The sequence below is a fragment of the Pseudomonas sp. D8002 genome (genome assembly GCF_013385695.1).
In the GTDB taxonomy this organism is placed as follows: Bacteria; Pseudomonadota; Gammaproteobacteria; order Pseudomonadales; family Pseudomonadaceae; genus Aquipseudomonas.
Window position 1 is genome coordinate 1 of sequence record NZ_JACAPM010000033.1, and the last position, 15,969, is coordinate 15,969.

The following is a 15,969-nucleotide window of genomic DNA, read 5'->3' on the forward strand; positions in this document are numbered from 1 at the left end:
CGCTGTAAGAGCGGAACCAATCTCAGCCATCACCCAAATAACGGATATGTACCCTCAACCGTGCTTCTTGTAACGACGAATCCGAATATCCGCCTGCTCCTTGTGCCCCGCAAACCCTTCCATCCCGCAAAGCCGCGAGCAGTATTCCCCTACCAACACCGAAGCCTCATCCGTCAGCACCCGCTGATACGTGCACGTCTTGATGAACTTGCCGACCCACAGCCCGCCGGTGTACCGCGCAGTCCCGGTGGTAGGCAATGTGTGGTTGGTCCCAATCACCTTATCGCCATAGGAAACGTTGGTGCGCTCACCAAGGAACAACGCGCCGTAATTGGTCATGTGCTCCAGGAAATACAACGGATCGCGGGTCATCACCTGCACGTGCTCGGAGGCGATGCGATCGGCTTCCTGCACCAGCTCGTCGACGCTGTCGCACAGGATGATTTCGCCATAGTCGCGCCAGGCGACAGAAGCAACCGGTGCGGTGGACAGGATCGCCAACTGCCGCTCGATCTCCGCCGGCAGGGTTTGCGCCAACTCCGCACTGTTCGTCAAAAACACCGCAGGCGAATTAACCCCATGCTCCGCCTGCCCCAACAAATCGGCAGCGATGATTTCAACATCGCTGCTGTCATCAGCAATCACCAGTGTCTCTGTAGGCCCGGCAATCAAGTCGATACCAATCTTGCCGAACAACTGACGCTTGGCCTCGGCCACATACGCATTACCCGGCCCAACGATCATATCCACCGGCTTGAACGTATCGGTGCCCAACGCAAACGCAGCAATCGCCTGCACCCCGCCCACGCAATAGATCTCATCGGCACCCGCCAAATACATCGCCGTCACAATGGCCGGATGAGGCTTGCCATCAAACGGCGGCGCGGCCGCAACAACGCGCTTCACCCCGGCCACCTTGGCCGTCAGCACGCTCATATGCGCCGACGCCAGCAACGGGTACTTGCCGCCCGGAATGTAGCAAGCCACCGAGTTCACCGGAATATTGCGATGCCCAAGGATCACGCCAGGCAAGGTCTCGACTTCCACATCGTGCATCGAGGCTTTTTGCACCTCGGCGAAGCGCCGGACCTGGGCCTGGGCAAAGGTGATATCGCCGATTTCCTGCTCGGACAGGCTCGCCACGCAGGCGGCAATTTCTTCGTCGCTCAGCCGGAAAGATACAGGCGACCACTGATCAAACTGCTTCGAGTATTCACGTACGGCCGCATCGCCGTTACGGGCGACGTTGGCGATGATGCGCTCAACGGTATCGCGGACTTGGGCGGCAATCTCGGCTTGGGCTTCGACCGGTTTAGGCGTTTTCAGGTAACGAATCATCAGTGGCTCCAGGTGGTTCTTGAGGGCACGCGACATGCCCCCGGCATTGGCAACCATCTTTTCCTACCCCCCTGCCCCGGGCAATTTCGCAGCCTCCCTATTGGTGACGCAACCTGACGCAACACAGACGCAGTGTTGAAGCACTGCGGCGGGCTGCTGACGTTATTCGTATAACCCCCGATGAAAAACATGTAAGCCCCATTGACTTAGGGATTCGGAGTGATAGGTTAAATAAGCGGTTATACGTATAACCTAACAATCACACCCAACGTAAAGAGGTGATCAACCGTGAGTCGAGTCTTGTATCTATTCGGTGGCTGGCCCGGCCATTTCCCCTACGAAATTGCGGCATGGGCGCGCACCGTTTTCCAGGAACTGGATTTCGAGGTCGAAGAGTCCACCGACATCTTCACACTGGACAGGGACTTGACCGGTTATGACCTGATCGTGATCGGCTGGAACAACGCCGTCACTACCGAGACGCTCACCGCGTCCCAGGAAAACCGCCTGCTGGAAGCGATCGAAAGCGGCACCGGCCTGGTGGGTTGGCACGGCGCAGGCGCGGCGTTTCGCGCCAGCCTCAAATATCACTGGGTGCTCGGCGGCTCATTCCTCGAACACCCGATGGGCGAAGGCTTTCCCCACCCGTACCAGGTCAACGTCATCGACCACAGCCACGAGGTGACCCAGGGCGTCGAGGATTTCGAGGTACGGTCCGAGCAGTACTACATGCAGGTCGACCCGAACATTCATGTGCTGGCTGAAACCACCTTCGACGGCAACCCCTTCCCCTGGCTCAACGGCCATCGCAGCCCGGTGGCGTGGGTGCGCCAGTGGGGCCAGGGGCGGGTGTTCTATCACTCCATCGGGCACGACACCAGCAACCTCGCCGACCCGAATATCCGCCGCCTGACCAAGCAAGGCCTGAACTGGGCGACACGCGGGCGTGCAGCCAGTACCGCCGAGGCAACCCCCTCCGTTTCATCAACCCAAGGAGTCCTGTCATGACTAAATTGACCGGCAGCCAGATCGTGGCTCAAACCCTGAAAAACTATGGCGTCGAATACGTCGCCGGTATTCCCGGCCACGGTATCTGGACCCTGACCGACGCCTTCCTCGAAGAAGACTCCAAGCTCAAGTTCATCCAGGTGTTCCATGAGCAGAGCGCGGTGCACCTCGCCGACGGTTACTACCGGGTGAGCGGCAAGCCGATGGCGGCAGTGACGTCCATCGGTGCCGGCGCCGCCAACACGGTAATCGGCATGGCCACCGCGTTTACCGACTCCACCAGCCTGATGCTGATCACCGGCGGGCCACCCACCCACATGCGTGGCCATGGCTTGCTGCAGGAGCTGGAGCGCTACACCGACAACGACTTCCCGAAAATCGCCGAGGCCGTGACCAAGCGTCATTGGGTGGCGACCCGTGTTGAAGAGTTGCCGTTCATGATGCACCGCGCCTGGAGCGCAATGGTCACCGGACGCCCCGGGCCGGTGCACCTGGAAATCCCGATGGATGTGCAGGCCGAGGCCGCTGAAGTGACCCTGCATGCCCTCGAAGAGCGCACCCCGATCGGCAAATGCTTCCCGGACCCGGCAGCCACCGCACGCGCAGTGGAAGAGCTGAAACTGAGCAAGCGCCCGGTGCTGGTGATCGGCGGCGGCGTGATTACCGGCGAAGCCAGCGCGGAATTGTTCGCCCTGGCCGAAGCCTGGAAGATCCCGGTGGTCACCACCTGGAACGGCAAGAGCGGCTTCCCGGAAGATCACCCGTTGTTCGCCGGCAGTGTCGGCCAGACCGGCACCCTATGCGGCAATAAAGTCGCGTCCACCGCAGACGTGATCATCGCCGTGGGCTGCCGTTTCACCGACTGGTCGTCGTCCAGCTACGCCAAGGGCGTGACCTTCGCGATCCCGCCGTCGAAGCTGATCCACATCGACATCGACCCGCATGAAATCGGCAAGAACTACCCGGTGACCGTGGGCATTTGTGCCGACGCCAAATACGCCCTCGCCGCCATTGTCGAAAGCCTGAAAGGCGAGACGGTTGAGCGCGAAGAGTACCTGAGCGACCTGCGCGGTTATCAGGAAGAATGGGAAACCAAACTGGCGGGCCGTCGTGACTCCGATCGCTTTCCGTTCACCTCGCAACGCCCCCTCGGCGCGCTGCGCAAAGTGTTCCCGCGGGACACCATCGTGGTGGTTGGCTCGGGCAACACCCAGGGCGCGGTCAAGCAGACTTTCCCGGTCTATACGCCACGTACCCACCTGACCTCCGGCGGCTTCTCGTCCATGGGCTGGGCCGTACCTGCGGCCATCGGTGCGAAGCTTGCGGCGCCTGACCAGCCGGTGGTGTGCATCCTCGGGGATGGCGATTTCCTGATGACCTCCCAGGAAATTGCGATCTGCGTGACCAACAATATCCCTGTGGTGTTCCTGATCCAGAACAACGCCGGCTACATGTCGATTCGCGGTGGCCAGCGCAAGCAGACCAGCCGCCATATCGGCACTGAATTCAACCACCCGGACGGCACGCCCTACAGCCCGGACTTCAAGGCGGTGGGCGAAGCCTTCGGCCTCAAATCCTACCGTGTGGAGCGCCCGGAAGACCTTGAGCCTATCCTGCAGGAAGCGCTGGATTTGAATGTGCCGGTGCTGATCGAAGTACCCACCGACCGCGATGCGGCTGGCCCTTGGGTGCCCGGCTGGTGGGACTTCCCGATTCCGGAATACATCACCGACGAACGCCAGGATGAGTACTGGCAAATCCGTAATTCCGAACAACACCTGTAAATGCCGGAGCGGCTCACATGAGTGATGCATTGATTTCGCATCATGCAGAGCTGAATCCACAACCGGGGGCGCCGCGCGAACCGCGCGCCCTCGACGTGGTGACACCTGATGCAGATGGCACGATCAACTGTGACGTGGTGATTATCGGCTCGGGCATGGGCGGTTCGACCTTCGCCCATGCCCTGCGTGACAGCGGGCTGGATATTGTGATCGTCGAACGAGGGGATTTCCTGCCCCGGGAAATCCAGAACTGGAGCGCTGAAGCGGTGTTCGGCCAAGGACGCTATCGCAATGCCGAACCGTGGCTGGACCAGGCCAACCAAGCATTTTCGCCGGGGGTGTTTTATTACGTCGGCGGCAACACCAAATTCTACGGCGCCATGCTGCCACGGTTTCGCGAGGCGGACTTTGGCGAGATCCAGCATGCCGAGGGCGTGTCGCCTGCGTGGCCCGTCAGCTACGCCGAATTTGAACCCTGGTACGCCGAAGCGGAAAAGCTCTACCGCGTGCATGGCCAGGCCGGCATTGACCCAAGCGAACCCTGGCGTTCAGGACCCTTCCCGCAACCGGCACTCAAGCACGACCCGGCCCTGGTTGCGCTGGAGCAAAGCATGCAGCGTGCCGGACTCAAGCCGTTCGTGATGCCGGCGGCGGTGGACTATGGCGATGGCGGCGATTGCGTATTGTGCTCAACCTGCGATGGCTATCCGTGCCTGGTGGAGGCCAAGGCCGACGCTGAAGTTTCTGCGCTCAGGCCCGCCCTGCGCAGTGGCAGCATTCGGCTGATGACTCGCACCACGATCAGGCAGCTGAACACCGATAACGATGGCAAAACCGTGACTCAAGCGCGGGGTCTGTTCGATGGACGCGAGGTGACACTGCGTGCCAAACGCTTCGTGCTGGCGTGCGGCGCAGTCAACAGTGCGGCATTGCTGTTCAAGTCTGCGAACGCTCAACATCCTCATGGCCTGGGCAATAGCTCTGGGCAGTTGGGGCGTAACTACATGGTGCACAACAGCACCTTCATGCTGGCGGTGGACCCGCGACGCAAGAACAACGTGACCTTCCAGAAAACCCTGGCCATCAACGACTGGTACAGCGCCAGCCCGCACAACGCATTCCCCTTGGGTAACGTGCAGATGCTGGGGAAAATCCGCGAGCCGATGATCAGTGCCATGCGGCCCTGGCTGCCGAAATTCGCTTCACGCTATATCACTGACCACAGCGTAGACCTGTACCTGACCTCGGAAGATCTGCCGACCCAGGACAACCGCGTCACCTACGACACGCAGCGCGGTGCGATCAAGGTTCACTGGACGCCGAACAACCTCAAGGCCCATGAAGGACTGGTGAGCAAGGCCACCCAAACCATGCGTGATGCAGGGTATCCGCTGATCCTCAAGGCGCGCATGGGCATCGCGACGAACTCCCACCAGTGCGGCACTGCCGTGATGGGCAAGGACCCAACCACCAGCGTGCTGGACCTGAACTGCAAGCTGCATGACCTGGAGAATGTATGGGTGGTGGACAGCTCGTTCTTCCCGTCGTCGGCGGCAGTTAATCCGGCACTGACCATCGCGGCGAATGCCCTCAGAGTAGCGGCACACTTCAAGGGGCAGCCCGGGTAAAGGTGGGAGCTGGCTTGCCTGCGATGCAGTCGACTCGGTCTGTCAGTGGTATTGAGTCGATGCCATCGCAGGCAAGCCAGCTCCTACAGCGATCCCTTACCAACGGGATCAGGCGTCTGCCTGCTGGATACTGCGGGTCGAGGTACGCACCACCAGCTTGGTGGCGAAAATCTTTTGCTCGGGCGCCAGCGGCGCATCAGCCGGGGCATTCAATTGCTCGGTCAGCATGCGTGCGGCGTACACGCCCTTCTCCACCATGGGTTGGGCAATGGTGGTCAACCCGAGCTGCACCGCCTCGGGAATATCGTCGAAGCCGATCACCGAAAGTGTCTGCGGCACTTGGCGACTGAGGGCGTGGGCGGTTTTCATGCAGGCAATCGCCATCACATCCGAGCACGCCACCACTGCCGTGACGTCGTTGGAGGTCAGCAATGTGAACGCTGCGGCCTGGCCGGACGTGGAATCCAGCCCACCGGCCTCGATCACGCTCAGGTCTTCAAACGCCAGGCCCGCGGCGGTGGCCGCCTCCACGTAACCGGTGAGGCGTTCGCGGACAATCCGCTCACTGGCACTTTTGAAGCGTTGCAGGTCAATCGGGCCGCGGTAACCATCCGGGTTGAGGCGGTCAATGATGACGCCGATCTTGCGGTGGCCCAGGTCCAGCAGATGCTGCATTTGCGTGCGAGCCGCACCGCGATCGTCGATGCCGACAAAAAACGAATTCTCGACCAGCGGCGAGTCGATCACCACGAACGGAATACTGTGCTTCACCACCGCCAGCACCGCCGGGTGATCATCGGGCAGGGTCGAGATAATCAGGCCATCCACTAGCCCGCGCAGGGCCAGGCTGCCGTGGCTCGCCGCCGGGCCCCGGCCCACCAGGCGGTTGTTGTTGAGCGGAAACAGTGTCAGTGCGACATTTTCCAACTCGCCCACTTCACTGATGCCGCGCAGCATGGCGATGGTGCACGGGTCGGCAAAGGCCAGGGACAACTTGTCCATCATCATCAACCCGATGGCGCCGATCTTGCCCGAGCGCAGGCTGCGGCCCAGCACATTGGGGCCCGGGTAGCCCAATGAAGCGGCCACCTCGAGGATATGCTCGCGCTGGGCCGGGGACAGTTTGGAAGGTCGGTTGTAGGCGTAAGACACCGCAGGCTGGGACACCCCTGCCGCCAGTGCTACGTCTTTCATTGAAACGGCCATCGCTTGCTTCCCAATCCTTTTGAAACCTCATGCGAGGTCATGAAAAAACAGGCGCTCAGTGTACCCGTTGAGGGGAAACCTTCGGAACCAGTCGTGTGGCACTGAACATGATTGCGACCATCAGCGAGGCAACCGCCAGCAGCGCGCAGGATAGATTCGTCGCGTGGGCGAACAAGCCGATCACCGCCGGGCCCATCAGGATACCCAGATAACCGAGGCTGGTGGCAGCGGCAATCGCCAGTTCCCCCGGCATGGTCTTTTGCGCGCCCGCCAGCGACAGGTACACCGGCGCGATGTTGGCCAAACCGATGCCGATGACCGCAAACCCCACCAGGTTCACCTGCCAGTTCGTCGCGAGCACCACCGTGAGAAAGCCCAGGATTACAATCAGGCCACCGCCCACCAGTACCAGCCGGGCGCCGAGCCTGAGCAGAATCCGGTCGCCACTCAAGCGCCCCAACGCCATCATCACGGCGAAGCAGGCGTAGCCCAGGCCTGCAATGGAAGGCTCGACATCACGCACCTGGGTCAGGAACACCGCGCTCCAGTCGAGAATCGCACCTTCGGCCAGGAACGCGAACAGGCACAGCACCCCCAGCACCAGGACTTTACGCGTGGGCCGCACAAAGATCGGGCTGCCCTCTTCGCCGCTGCGCCCGAGCATATGGCGCCCGTAACTCAGGACAAACACAGCCAGTGCCGTCATCACCGCGCTGCTGGCCAGCAACGGCGTGGCGCCCAGCCAGAGCAGCGCGGTGATCCCCGCCGCACTGACAATCGTGCCCAGGCTGAACAAGCCATGAAAACCCGACATCAAGGACCGCCCGGTCGCACGCTCAACCATCACGCCCTGTACGTTCATCGTCACATCCACTGCGCCGCACCCTGCACCGAACACGGTCAGGGCAAACATCAAGCCCAAGAATGAATGTGTGGTCGCCAGCAGAGGCAGCGTCAGAAACACCAGGGCGATGCCGATGTGCATGGTAAAGCGGCAACCTTTGCGGGCGTTCAGGATGCCCGCCAGCGGCATCATCACCAGTGAGCCGAGGCCCAGGCACAGCAACAGGATGCCCAATGCGCCGTCGTCCACCCCGGCCCGGCTGCGCGCATAGGGAACCAGCGGCGCCCAGGCGCCCATGCACAGGCCGGACAGCAGAAACGTCAAGCGGTAGGCCGACATATGCGGCGTGGAGCACGGCAATAACAACTCTTGAGACGACACGGAAACCCCAATACCTGAACAGTTGGAGTTATACGTATAACTTAAAACTCAAGCGCCAGCCACTGCCTTGTTACTGTTACATATTCTGGATTGATAAAGCATTGACAGCCTACAGGGTGCAGGTTTTACTTCCGCAAGGTTATTCGTATAACCCAAAATTGCATAACCACCCCACAAAAACAAAAGGGACCATGCAGCGTGATAAGCACTTTCCAGAAAACCCCGATCCCCCCGCGTATTCGCAAGGCACGTATCGCCACCTTTCTCGGCTTCATGATGATCGGCGCCATGATGTACATCTGGTCCACCGGTGTAAGCGTGTTCAGGACCCAGCTTGGCCTGACGGGAGAACTCGGGGACTCGAGTTTCGGCCTGATTGCCCTCGGGGTCGGTGTCGGTTCCGCAGCCGGTGCGCTGCTGGTCGGGCGGCTGCTGGACACCTTCGGCGCCAAGCCGGTAATTACCCTTGGCGCCCTCGCCTATCCCCTTTCGATTATCCCGCTGGGCTTCGTCAACGGTTTCTGGTTTGCGCTGTGTTTCGGCTCTGTGCTGGGGCTGTTGCGCGGCGCCCTGGATACCGCCTTGAATGCCCACGGCGTGCAGGTTGAACGGTTTTATCGACGCTCGATCATGTCCGGCTTCCATGCCTTCTATTCCCTGGGCGGCTTCCTGCTGGGCATGGCATGCAGTTGGCTGACCCGGTTCTACACCGACAGCGTGCTGGTGCCTTACACCGTACTGGGCCTGGCGATGTTTATTCTGGGCTGTGTGTTCAGCCGATGGTTGCTGGGCAAGCATGATGTGCCCGACGCCCAGCTCGACGACTGGCAAGCCGGCACCCAGTCCCGGGACGAGACCGGCAAGGGCCCTTCGGCCAAGACGCTGCTGGTGATGATCGCTCTCGGCACCTTGCTGCTGGGCAGCATGATGGGCGAAAACGCAATTGCCGACTGGGGCCAGGAATACATTCGCCGGGAGTTCGCGACCACCACCTCGACCGCAGGCATGGCGGTCTCACTGTTCGTCGGTGCGTCATTCGTGGGGCGCCTTTTTGGCGACCGCCTGGCCGCTGCGTTCGGTAATGCGCAGGTGGTGTTTGGATGCGGTACGTTGTGCGTCCTCGGCATGATCACCACGATATTGGGCGGTACGGCCGTGACCGGCGTTGTCGGCTTCGCGCTGTTTGGCCTCGGCCTTTCGTGCATCGCACCGTTGATGATCTCCGCCGCCGGGCGCCGGGACCCGGCACATGCCGGGCGCAATATCGGCATCGTCAACTGCATCGGATTTTCCGGGATGCTGGTGGGCCCCGCCGTCATCACCGTCATCGTCAGCAACTTCGGCCTGAGCAAGCTGATGTTCTTCCCGCTGGTGATGCTCGGTTTGCTCGCGACGTTCGGCCCACTGCTGATGCGCGCGCCGAAGAAAACCGTTGCCCGCGGCAAAGCGCAAACCGAGGTGTGAGGGAGGCCCGCATCGTCACTGCACCGGCAGGAAATTCATCAGCAGCAAGCTTTGCGCGTAGTTGAGCCCGATGCGCCGGTAGCGTTCGTCGAGCATCTGGGTCAACAGGTCGAGGCGCGCGACGATCTTGCCGAACTCCACGGCAAAGCTGAGGTTGCTGCCCGCCTCCGAGATCTCGTTGGAGAACAGCAACAGCGAGCCATTGGCATCCTGGCGCTGACTGAGCAGCCAGGTGGCCTTCTCGATATTGCGCGCGGCATTGCTGACGAACTGCGGGTTGATCGAGTCCGTTATATAAAACTCGGTGCGCCCGCCGTGTGCCGTCACCAGCATGCTGCCGATCGCGTAGATGAAGGCGCCTACCCGGTCGCCGCGAAACTCCGGGCTCAGGGAATAGCTCAGCGCCGCCAGGTCGCGACGATCCCCCAGGGCAGGCAGCGGTTGCCGAAGTTCGATGGCCTGGCGGATTTGCCGGGCGGCGGTCACCGCGTCGGTGTAACCCGATTGACGCCACTGGTTGGGGTTGCGCAGGTAGAGCTTGCTCATCAGCAGATACAGGCTTTGCAGGTTGTCGCGCATGCTCAGGGTGGCCATGCGATCAACGCTGGTCTGGAAGAACTCGTCGGGCTTGCCGTTGCTGAACTGCGTGGCAATATCGCGCCCCTGCTGCTGGCTGCAACCGTTGGCGCAAAGCATCAAAACCGCAGCCAGCCACAGCGGCTGACGCATCCATCGGGTGATAAAAACAGGTAACGTGCGATCCATCGGCACCAGGTCTGGGTCTGCTGTCCACGCCGGAAATTAGTGTGGTCGGGACAGAGATAGATCGGAAGAACGGGAAAAAGTGCAGTGAGGGCGGCAAACCAATAATTTTTCCAGAGGTGCATCCACTTTGATCCTTGGTACGTAGATTCAATACCCTCACCCGGAGGGCACAAGCACCAAGGAGATACATCATGCACGCCATCTACAAAAAAATTGCTGCCGTTGCCTGCTTTACGATCCTCTCCGTCACCACATCCCTAAGTTTTGCCACCGACACCGTAATGGTGGGCGGCGCGGCGATGTATCCGACGAAAACCATCGTCGAAAACGCAGTCAACTCAAAGGACCACACCACTCTGGTGGCGGCGGTCAAGGCAGCCGGACTGGTGGATACCCTTAACAGCAAAGGCCCGTTCACCGTATTCGCACCGACCAACGAAGCTTTCGCCAAGCTCCCCGCAGGCACCGTGGATACGCTTGTGAAACCTGAGCACAAAGCCGATCTCACAAAAATCCTGACCTATCACGTGGTGGCTGGCACTCATACCTCTGCACAACTGATGGCCGACGCCAAGAAGAACGGCGGTACCGTGATGTTGAAAACCGTGCAGGGTGAGTCGCTGACGATCAAGCTGCATGACGGCAAACTGTGGTTGGTGGATGCCAAGGGTGGCAAGGCCAGCATCAGCATTGCGGATGTGATGCAGTCCAATGGCGTGATTCATGTGGTTGATTCGGTGCTGATGCCGTAATCGTCGCTTGACACCGAAAAGCCCGACGCAGTGTGCGTCGGGCTGATTCGGATGCTTCAGTTTTCGGGGTGTTCACTCGCGACAGAATCAGCCGCATCCACATCCGACATATCCTCTTCCAGAGGGGCATCATCGTCCGGTGGTAGAGGCGCTTCAGGTTGATCGCGCCGAGGATCATGCCCGGTTTCATTGTCTGTACCGCGCGTTACGCCTTGCTGGGATACATTCCCAGGGGCCTTCTCGTTAATTTCCATGCTGGCTCTCCGTTCTAGCGCGGGATGTCCGTGCTTGAACATGAGAAACGATGCGGTGTCGCGAGTGCCGGCCGATGGACGAACGGTGGGGATCAATTTCATAACGGCCCTAACGCTCCGAGAGACTCTATCCACCGCAGGATCGCGGGTTTCTCTGCTGGTTTTTCGCCAATGCAACACACCTCGGGGTCGGTGAGAGAACACCAGACAGACACCGGGTCTCCCACTCGCAAACCATTCGAGGCTTTACGAAGCGTCGTCGTTGACCAAGCGTCAACCGTCTCGTTGAGAGACTTGTGAAAGTGCTGCCCATTGACGCTATAGCTGAAGCTCATGAACTGGCGTCCGGCCCACGATGCCCCACGCCCGACGAAGGTTACGTAGCCAGGCACCACTTGCCCCGCGTCCATGGCGCTCATGAGTTCTCTCCTGAAAACAGCCCGGAAACACGTTTGTTTTTTGTGCTTTTACACTGTTATAGCTCAGAGGCCCGCAGCGCGACAGGTCCTTGGTCGCCGCCTCCGGTGAGGCCTGAAACTGACTACCCTTTATATCTGACACACATTGACATATCGATAATTCTCGATATGATCGCGCCATGGACTTACTCGAAATATTCAAAGCCCTCTCAAACCAGACACGCCTCGAAATCCTGAAAGGTTTGAAGGACCCCGAGAAGAACTTCCCTGCACAAGATGAAGGGGACGTTCACACGGTGGGCGTGTGCGTCAGCAGTATTCAGGAAGGCATCGGGCTCTCGCAGTCGACGGTGTCCGGTTACCTGGCAACGCTGCAACGGGTGGGCCTGGTCGAAGTCAGGCGCATCGGCCAGTGGACTTACTACAAGCGCAATGAAGCCACCATCCGCAGGCTTGCCGAGATAATAGGGAAAGATTTGTAGTTTTTTTACCACAGAATATCTAGATTTCGCGATATCCCTTTTTATCGAAACGAGGAAATGCAATGAAGGCGTTGATACTCAAGTCATTTGGCGGCCCGGAATCATTCGAACTTCGCGACGTTCCCAAGCCCGTTCCGCACACGGGGCAAGTCCTGGTCCGCGTACACGCAACCTCCATCAACCCGCTGGATTACCAGGTCCGACGTGGCGACTACGCTGACCTGGTGCCGCTACCGGCGATTACCGGGCATGACGTATCGGGTGTCGTTGAGGAAGTCGGGCCGGGGGTTACGTCCTTCGCGCCAGGCGACGAAGTCTGGTACACCCCGCAAATATTTGACGGACCCGGCAGCTATGCCGAATACCACGTGGCGGCCGAAGGCATTATCGGGAAGAAGCCCCCTGCCCTGAGTCACCTTGAAGCGGCAAGCCTGAGCCTGGTCGGCGGCACAGCCTGGGAAGCGCTGGTGGTGCGTGCAGCCCTCAGGGTGGGAGAAAGCATCCTGGTGCACGGCGGCGCGGGCGGCGTCGGCCATGTGGCGATCCAACTGGCGAAAGCCATTGGCGCCCAGGTGTTCACCACCGTACGCGACGTCAATGTCGAGTTCGCGCGAAGCCTGGGTGCGGACGTAATCATCGACTACGAAAAGGAAGATTACGTCGACGCCATCCTGCGGGAAACGGGTGGCCGTGGCGTTGATGTGGTGTTCGATACCATCGGCGGCACCACATTGTCCCGTAGCCCGGACGCGCTTGCGCAACTGGGTCGCGTGGTCACGATTGTGGACACGGCGCACCCCCAGAACCTCGTCCAGGCCTGGGGCAGGAACGCGAGTTATCACTTCGTTTTCACACGACAGAACCGCGGCAAGCTGGATGAAATGAGCGCACTGATCGCCAACGGTCAACTGCGGCCACACGTTGGCGCGGTCTATTCCCTTGCCGACATCCCGCTCGCCCATTCCCGCCTGGAAAGCCCCAACAACGGCATTCAAGGGAAAATCGCGATTGCCGTGTCCGCCGGCTTACAGGAGGATTGGCGCAACGGTGCTTGAGCTGATCGCACTGAACCACTTTTTTGGAGAGCACGGGTAAATGGCAGAACTGATGGAAATGCTCGACGGCCCAAGGACCGCACAGCAGGAACTGTTCTACGACCTCGAAGATGCGACGGCCGTTATCGCCTGGTCGGTCAATCAATTGGCCACTATCGCCGGGGTCGCCAAATCACCCGACGAAGCAGTCGCCCTGATGAAGATGGGTGCACTGCTCGCGGCTCAGCAGGAAAAGCTCAGCGGGTACGCGGATGAGGTGAAGGCCGGAAGGATTGTGCGAGGAGAGGATCACTCGTGATAAATACGCTACGCACCCAACAACCTTTCACATCCCTTTCACACTCGAGCGCTTATCGTCACTCCAGCTCCTAAGTGAACACCTTTAAGCCCGCACTCCCCATCGCGGGCTTTTCTTTGCCTGGAATTTGGTAAAAGGGATATCAAAACCTTCATCCAGTTTCATTTGTTGATGGCCTGGGCTGTCGCCTTAATGCTCCCACACGAACTCGTGCACAGGAGCAAAATATAATGAAAAAACGTCAACCGTTACTTCAGCTCAACACCTTGGCCGTGGCGCTGGCATTTGCCTTGCCGGCCATGAGCTATGCCAGCGATCAGTCCGACTCCAAGGGCTTTGTCGCCGACAGCAGCTTGAATATCCTCAACCGCAACGTGTTCTGGAACCAGAACGGAAGCAGCGCCCACACCCGTGACTGGAGCCAGGCGCTGATGGCAACCTACAGCTCGGGCTTCACCCAAGGCACCATCGGCATCGGCATCGATGCGTTTGCCGACCTGGCATTGCGCATCGACGGGGACACCGACCGTGCCGGCGGCCCGACCATACCCTCCGACGCCAATGGCAATCCGGATCGAGGCTATGCGAAGGCCGGCGGAGACATCAAGTTCCGTGTTTCCAACACCACACTCAAGATCGGCGACTTGCAACCCACGTCGCCGGTGTTTGCCACCGCCGATAACTACCTGATGCCCCAGACCGCATCAGGCTTCCAGATCGACAGCCATGAAATCACCGGCCTGAACCTGGAGGCCGGCCATTACACCTCCGGCACCGGTAACACCACCACCTCGCGCAGCGGCGACATTCTCGCCAGCTATGCAGGCGTGGAAGCGTCGTCGGCCAGCTTCGCGGGGGGCAAATACCAGTTCAGCAAGGAATTCACCGCGTCGCTGTACGGAGCACACCTGGAAGACGTGTGGAATCAGTACTACGTCAACCTGAACCTTGTTCATCCACTGACCGATGACCAATCCGTCGCGCTGGACTTCAACCTCTATCGCACACTGGACGACGGCAGCGCCAAGGCCGGGACCATCGACACCACCGCAGCCTCGCTGGCGGCTGCCTACACCCTGGGTGCACAGACCTTCACCCTGGCCGGGCAGAAAGTGCATGGTGACGAGCCGTTCGACTACGTCGGCTTTGGGGAGACCAATGCCGGCGTCGGTGCCGGGCGCTACGGCAACTCGATCAACCTGGCTGACTCGGTGCAATACTCCGACTTCAACGGCCCGGGCGAGCGGTCCTGGCAGATGCGCTATGACCTGGACATGGGAGCCTTTGGCGCCCCCGGCCTGAGCTTCATGGCCCGCCATATTCGCGGTGCTGGCATCGACGGTACGCATACCCCCGGCAATTCGGCCTACACCGGGTTCTATGGCGCCAACGACCAGGAACACGAAACCGACGCCGAAGTGAAATACGTCGTGCAGAGTGGCCCGGCCAAGAAGCTGTCCTTCCGCCTGAGGGAAGCCTGGCACGATGGTGATGCGTCCACCGGGGGGCATCTGGTGCAGACACGCCTGATTACCGAGTACCCGTTGAATATCTTCTAAACAGGCGGGAATGCCCGGTTGATGGATCTACCGGGTACTCTGCGTAGCCAGGTATTGATCGGTAGGCGTTTTGATTCCACACACAAAAAAAGGCGCTACCAAGAGCGCCTTTTTTGTTACCGCTGACTTATTGCAAACTAACCTGACGCAGTTCGGGCTCTTTCCCGCTACCAATCGTGATGCGCTTGGGCTTGGCCTCTTCAGGAACCACGCGCAGCAAGTCGATGCTTAACAGCCCGTTGTTCATCGAAGCACCGCGCACCTCGATATGATCTGCCAGCCGGAACGACAGCCGAAATGCTCGTTGCGCGATGCCCTGGTGCAGATAAGTGACTGCTTTCTCGGTTTCGCGCTTGTCGCCAACGACTGTCAAAACGCCCTTCTCGACCTGAATATCCAGATCCGCTTCAGTAAGCCCAGCGACAGCAATGACAATGCGATATTCGTCATCACCGTGCTTTTCCACATTGTGAGGCGGATAAGTGTTCGGAGCCTCGCTGCGAAGCGCCGACTCGAACAGGTCATTGAAGCGATCGAAGCCCACGGATTGACGGAACAAAGGGGCCAAGGAAAGGGTAGTAGCCATCTCAAAATCTCCTGATTAAATCCAAGTGATTAAGTGCGCGACCCGCATTCGGCGTCGCGTGATAAAAATTTATGTTCGCCGGGAAAATTTTCAAGAGGCCAGATAAAAATTTTTACATTTGAGTACCAGCCGGGAACGGCTTGCTC

At 59.8% G+C, this 15,969-nt stretch carries 15 protein-coding genes; 9 read left to right on the forward strand and 6 right to left on the reverse strand.

Annotated features, from left to right (window positions below):
• Positions 1-54: 54 nt before the first annotated feature.
• Positions 55-1,338: a histidinol dehydrogenase gene (gene hisD / locus HX807_RS19685; protein WP_008431521.1), complete on the reverse strand. Its 1,284-nt coding sequence runs from the start codon at positions 1,336-1,338 to the stop codon at positions 55-57.
• A 288-nt stretch (positions 1,339-1,626) separates the two neighbouring features.
• On the opposite strand from hisD, the gene HX807_RS19690 reads away from it, so the two are divergent.
• Genes HX807_RS19690 through HX807_RS19700 form a run of 3 tightly spaced genes read left to right on the forward strand, consistent with a single transcriptional unit; the run spans position 1,627 to position 5,758 of the window.
• Positions 1,627-2,346 (forward strand): ThuA domain-containing protein, encoded by a 720-nt coding sequence (locus tag HX807_RS19690; RefSeq protein WP_032898774.1) that lies wholly within the window; start codon positions 1,627-1,629, stop codon positions 2,344-2,346.
• Positions 2,343-4,130, forward strand: coding sequence for a thiamine pyrophosphate-binding protein (locus HX807_RS19695; RefSeq protein ID WP_102604522.1), 1,788 nt, complete (start codon positions 2,343-2,345; stop codon positions 4,128-4,130). Before HX807_RS19690 ends, HX807_RS19695 begins: the two co-directional genes overlap by 4 nt.
• A gap of 17 nt (positions 4,131-4,147) precedes the next feature.
• Positions 4,148-5,758: a GMC oxidoreductase gene (locus tag HX807_RS19700; RefSeq protein WP_102369430.1), complete on the forward strand. Its 1,611-nt coding sequence runs from the start codon at positions 4,148-4,150 to the stop codon at positions 5,756-5,758.
• Positions 5,759-5,866: 108 nt separating this feature from the next.
• Here the strand turns inward: HX807_RS19700 and HX807_RS19705 are convergent, their stop codons facing one another.
• Both HX807_RS19705 and HX807_RS19710 read right to left on the reverse strand, forming a co-directional pair.
• Entirely contained in the window at positions 5,867-6,964 is a 1,098-nt protein-coding gene (locus HX807_RS19705; protein WP_008431528.1) for a LacI family DNA-binding transcriptional regulator, read from the reverse strand.
• A gap of 55 nt (positions 6,965-7,019) precedes the next feature.
• The gene (locus HX807_RS19710; RefSeq protein ID WP_177050833.1) at positions 7,020-8,147 is read right to left on the reverse strand and encodes an MFS transporter; all 1,128 of its coding nucleotides are present in this window, start codon (positions 8,145-8,147) and stop codon (positions 7,020-7,022) included.
• A gap of 243 nt (positions 8,148-8,390) precedes the next feature.
• Here HX807_RS19710 and HX807_RS19715 point away from each other — a divergent pair, with 243 nt between their 5' ends.
• A complete protein-coding gene (locus HX807_RS19715) occupies positions 8,391-9,653 on the forward strand; it encodes an MFS transporter (protein ID WP_102604557.1) in 1,263 nt (420 codons plus the stop codon).
• A 15-nt stretch (positions 9,654-9,668) separates the two neighbouring features.
• Here HX807_RS19715 and HX807_RS19720 read toward each other — a convergent pair whose 3' ends face one another.
• The gene (locus tag HX807_RS19720) at positions 9,669-10,418 is read right to left on the reverse strand and encodes a hypothetical protein (RefSeq protein ID WP_032898777.1); all 750 of its coding nucleotides are present in this window, start codon (positions 10,416-10,418) and stop codon (positions 9,669-9,671) included.
• 191 nt (positions 10,419-10,609) lie between these two features.
• On the opposite strand from HX807_RS19720, the gene HX807_RS19725 reads away from it, so the two are divergent.
• Positions 10,610-11,170 (forward strand): fasciclin domain-containing protein, encoded by a 561-nt coding sequence (locus HX807_RS19725; protein ID WP_177050790.1) that lies wholly within the window; start codon positions 10,610-10,612, stop codon positions 11,168-11,170.
• A gap of 56 nt (positions 11,171-11,226) precedes the next feature.
• On the opposite strand, the gene HX807_RS19730 is transcribed toward HX807_RS19725, so the two are convergent.
• Positions 11,227-11,424: a hypothetical protein gene (locus tag HX807_RS19730; RefSeq protein ID WP_177050792.1), complete on the reverse strand. Its 198-nt coding sequence runs from the start codon at positions 11,422-11,424 to the stop codon at positions 11,227-11,229.
• Between the two features lie 598 nt (positions 11,425-12,022).
• Between HX807_RS19730 and HX807_RS19735 the strand changes: the two genes are divergently transcribed.
• The 4 genes from HX807_RS19735 (at position 12,023) to HX807_RS19750 (ending at position 15,237) form a co-directional block, all read left to right on the forward strand.
• Complete coding sequence (locus HX807_RS19735; RefSeq protein WP_003219649.1) at positions 12,023-12,325, forward strand: helix-turn-helix transcriptional regulator; 303 nt, start codon at positions 12,023-12,025, stop codon at positions 12,323-12,325.
• A 62-nt stretch (positions 12,326-12,387) separates the two neighbouring features.
• Positions 12,388-13,380 (forward strand): zinc-dependent alcohol dehydrogenase family protein, encoded by a 993-nt coding sequence (locus tag HX807_RS19740; RefSeq protein WP_003219647.1) that lies wholly within the window; start codon positions 12,388-12,390, stop codon positions 13,378-13,380.
• 40 nt (positions 13,381-13,420) lie between these two features.
• The gene (locus HX807_RS19745) at positions 13,421-13,678 is read left to right on the forward strand and encodes a hypothetical protein (RefSeq protein ID WP_003219645.1); all 258 of its coding nucleotides are present in this window, start codon (positions 13,421-13,423) and stop codon (positions 13,676-13,678) included.
• Positions 13,679-13,908: 230 nt separating this feature from the next.
• Complete coding sequence (locus HX807_RS19750; protein WP_102604528.1) at positions 13,909-15,237, forward strand: OprD family porin; 1,329 nt, start codon at positions 13,909-13,911, stop codon at positions 15,235-15,237.
• 127 nt (positions 15,238-15,364) lie between these two features.
• Here HX807_RS19750 and HX807_RS19755 read toward each other — a convergent pair whose 3' ends face one another.
• A complete protein-coding gene (locus HX807_RS19755) occupies positions 15,365-15,823 on the reverse strand; it encodes an Hsp20 family protein (protein ID WP_003219642.1) in 459 nt (152 codons plus the stop codon).
• Positions 15,824-15,969 lie beyond the last annotated feature (146 nt).

Coding starts and splice junctions, on each gene's coding strand:
- hisD (WP_008431521.1), bottom strand. CDS start 1,338: ATGATTCGTTACCTGAAAACGCCTAAACCGGTCGAAGCCCAAGCCGAG.
- HX807_RS19695 (WP_102604522.1), top strand. CDS start 2,343: ATGACTAAATTGACCGGCAGCCAGATCGTGGCTCAAACCCTGAAAAAC.
- HX807_RS19700 (WP_102369430.1), top strand. CDS start 4,148: ATGAGTGATGCATTGATTTCGCATCATGCAGAGCTGAATCCACAACCG.
- HX807_RS19705 (WP_008431528.1), bottom strand. CDS start 6,964: ATGGCCGTTTCAATGAAAGACGTAGCACTGGCGGCAGGGGTGTCCCAG.
- HX807_RS19710 (WP_177050833.1), bottom strand. CDS start 8,147: ATGTCGGCCTACCGCTTGACGTTTCTGCTGTCCGGCCTGTGCATGGGC.
- HX807_RS19720 (WP_032898777.1), bottom strand. CDS start 10,418: ATGGATCGCACGTTACCTGTTTTTATCACCCGATGGATGCGTCAGCCG.
- HX807_RS19725 (WP_177050790.1), top strand. CDS start 10,610: ATGCACGCCATCTACAAAAAAATTGCTGCCGTTGCCTGCTTTACGATC.
- HX807_RS19730 (WP_177050792.1), bottom strand. CDS start 11,424: ATGGAAATTAACGAGAAGGCCCCTGGGAATGTATCCCAGCAAGGCGTA.
- HX807_RS19735 (WP_003219649.1), top strand. CDS start 12,023: ATGGACTTACTCGAAATATTCAAAGCCCTCTCAAACCAGACACGCCTC.
- HX807_RS19740 (WP_003219647.1), top strand. CDS start 12,388: ATGAAGGCGTTGATACTCAAGTCATTTGGCGGCCCGGAATCATTCGAA.
- HX807_RS19745 (WP_003219645.1), top strand. CDS start 13,421: ATGGCAGAACTGATGGAAATGCTCGACGGCCCAAGGACCGCACAGCAG.
- HX807_RS19750 (WP_102604528.1), top strand. CDS start 13,909: ATGAAAAAACGTCAACCGTTACTTCAGCTCAACACCTTGGCCGTGGCG.
- HX807_RS19755 (WP_003219642.1), bottom strand. CDS start 15,823: ATGGCTACTACCCTTTCCTTGGCCCCTTTGTTCCGTCAATCCGTGGGC.